We start from the raw sequence: 2,384 nt of genomic DNA, 5'->3' as shown, positions 1-2,384 counted from the left end.
GTGTGCGGGAGCCCCGCCTGGGCGGTTCCGTCCTCAAACGCCGGACGGGCTGGAACGGCTAAGGCTTCAGTGGTTCAGGCCCAGGTTGCCGAAGGCCGGGTTGAGCAGGCCCACGACGTTGACCGTGTTGCCGACCACGTTCACCGGGACGGCGACCGGGACCTGGACGAGGTTGCCGCTGGCGACGCCGGGAGAGCCGATGGCCGCGCCGTGGGCGTCGGCGCCGCTGTGGCCGGTGGCGGAGGCGGCTCCGGCGCCGGCGGCGATGAGCCCGCCCGCGATCATGGTGACGGCGGCGGCCTTCTTCAGGTTCTTCACTTCAGGTTCCTCCTAGAAAGGCTGCGGCAAGCCGCCGCAGCACGCCCTGGAGAACGCCGTGCGGCCCGGAAGGATGCGCCGTACGGGTGACATACACCCGACAGTATGAATCTCAGTCCGGACGGGAACCGCCGCCCCGGAGGCGTCAGCCCGCCGCTCCGTGGCGTACCGCCCACAGGGCCGCCTGGGTCCGGTCCGCCAGATCCAGCTTCATCAGAATGTTCGAGACGTGGGTCTTGACCGTCTTCTCGGAGAGGACGAGGGTGCGGGCGATCTCCCGGTTGGAGCGGCCGTCCGCGATGAGGCCGAGCACCTCGCGCTCGCGCTCGGTGAGGGTGCTCCCCCGGCCCGTACCGGTGCCCGCGTCGTCCTGGGCGAGGAGGGCGCCCGCGACCTCCGGCTGGAGCAGGACGTGTCCGGCGTGGACGGAGCGGATGGCGCCGGCCAGGGCGTCCGGGTCGACGTCCTTGTACACGTAACCGGAGGCTCCGGCGCGCAGGGCGGGGACCACGGTGCGCTGTTCGGTGAAGCTGGTGACGATGAGGACCTTGGCCGGGTTGTCGAGCTCGCGCAGGCGGCGCAGCGCCTCGATGCCGTCGGTGCCGGGCATCTTGATGTCCATCAGCACGACGTCGGGGCGCAGCTCCTCGGTCCGGGCCACGCCCTCCGCGCCGTCGGACGCCTCGCCGACGACCTCTATGTCCTCCTGGATCTCCAGGAACGTCCGCAGTCCGCGGCGGACCACCTGATGGTCGTCGACCAGCAGCACCCTGATGATCTTGTCAGCCACCGGGGACCTCCATCTCGATCGTGGCGCCCTTGCCGGGCTCCGAGGCAACGGTGAGTCGGCCGCCGACGCTGTTCGCCCGGTGGCGCATGGAGACGAGGCCGAGGTGGCGGCCCGCCCGCCGGACGGCGGTGGGGTCGAAGCCGCCCCCGTCGTCGGTGACGCGCAGGACGGTGGCGGTGCCGCGCCGGGCCAGGGTGACGCTCACGCGCTCCGCCCCGGAGTGGCGCAGCGCGTTGTGCAGGGCCTCCTGCGCGACCCGGAGCAGCGCTTCCTCCTGGGCTGCGGGCAGCGCGCGCACTCCGCAGCTCTCGAAGGCGACCTCGGCGGCGTGCGCCCGGTCCAGGACCTGGATCTGGGTGCGGAGGGTGGCGATCAGGCCGTCCTCGTCGAGGGCGGCCGGGCGCAGCTCCACGACGGCGGCGCGCAGTTCGTCCACCGCTTCGGCGGCGAGGACGGCGACCTGCTGGAGCTCGCCCTTGGCGCGGGCGGGGTCGCGGTCGACGAGGGCGGTGGCGGCCTGGGCGGTGAGGCGGAGCGAGAACAGCTTCTGGCTGACCGCGTCGTGCAGCTCGTGGGCGAGGCGGGAGCGTTCCTCGGCGATGGTCAGCTCGCGGCTGCGCTCGTAGAGGCGGGCGTTGGTGAGGGCGATGGCGGCGTGCTGGGCGAGGATCTGGAGCAGCTCCTCGTCCTCGGCGGTGAAGCCGCAGCCGCCCTCGGGCTTGGGGCACATCTTGTTGGCGAGGAACAGCGCCCCGATGATCTCGTCGCCGTCCGTGATGGGCAGGCCGAGGAAGTCGGACATGTCGGGATGGGCATCGGGCCAGCCGCCGAAGCGGGGGTCCTCGCGGACGTCGGCGAGGCGTTCGGGCTTCGCCTGGTGGAGCATCGCGGCGAGGATGCCGTGCTGGCGGGGCAGCGGGCCGATGGCCTTCCACTGTTCGTCGCTGACGCCGTCGACCACGAACTGGGCGAAGCCGCCGTGGTCGTCCGGGACGCCGAGCGCCGCGTACTGGGCGTCGAGCAGTTCGCGGGCGGAGGCGACGATCGTCTTCAGGACGTCGCCCACTTCGAGGTGCCGGCTCATGGCGAGCAGCGCGGCACTCACCGCGGCGAGGCCCGACGGTGGGCGATGACTCATGGGATCACCGTACCGGCGGGGGTACGGCGGCCGGATCGGGCCGGGGGTGGTGTCGGGCGTGGTGCGGCGGCGGGGGGGGGAGAGGGGGGGTGGGGGCGCGACGCCGACCAGCGCGCACCACACCAGGCACACGCGGGG

Annotated in this window: 3 protein-coding genes; all 3 read right to left on the bottom strand. The window is 72.9% G+C overall.

The features are described from left to right. Nucleotides 1–66: 66 nt before the first annotated feature. Nucleotides 67–318, bottom strand: a complete 252-nt coding sequence (locus JS521_RS35305) for a chaplin family protein (protein WP_006123559.1) — start codon at nucleotides 316–318, stop codon at nucleotides 67–69. A gap of 145 nt (nucleotides 319–463) precedes the next feature. Further along, nucleotides 464–1,108 (bottom strand): response regulator, encoded by a 645-nt coding sequence (locus tag JS521_RS35300; protein WP_205086936.1) that lies wholly within the window; start codon nucleotides 1,106–1,108, stop codon nucleotides 464–466. After that, nucleotides 1,101–2,246 (bottom strand): GAF domain-containing sensor histidine kinase, encoded by a 1,146-nt coding sequence (locus tag JS521_RS35295; protein ID WP_205086935.1) that lies wholly within the window; start codon nucleotides 2,244–2,246, stop codon nucleotides 1,101–1,103. The genes JS521_RS35300 and JS521_RS35295 overlap by 8 nt, the downstream gene beginning before the upstream one ends. Between the last annotated feature and the right edge of the window lie 138 nt (nucleotides 2,247–2,384).

The sequence above is a fragment of the Streptomyces durocortorensis genome (genome assembly GCF_016901035.1).
Classification (GTDB): Bacteria; Actinomycetota; Actinomycetes; order Streptomycetales; family Streptomycetaceae; genus Streptomyces; species Streptomyces durocortorensis.
This window is presented reverse-complemented; position numbering and strand designations above follow the sequence as displayed.

Bases quoted from the DNA above. Each gene is read 5' to 3' on its own strand.
- JS521_RS35295 (WP_205086935.1), bottom strand. From the start codon at position 2,246: ATGAGTCATCGCCCACCGTCGGGCCTCGCCGCGGTGAGTGCCGCGCTG.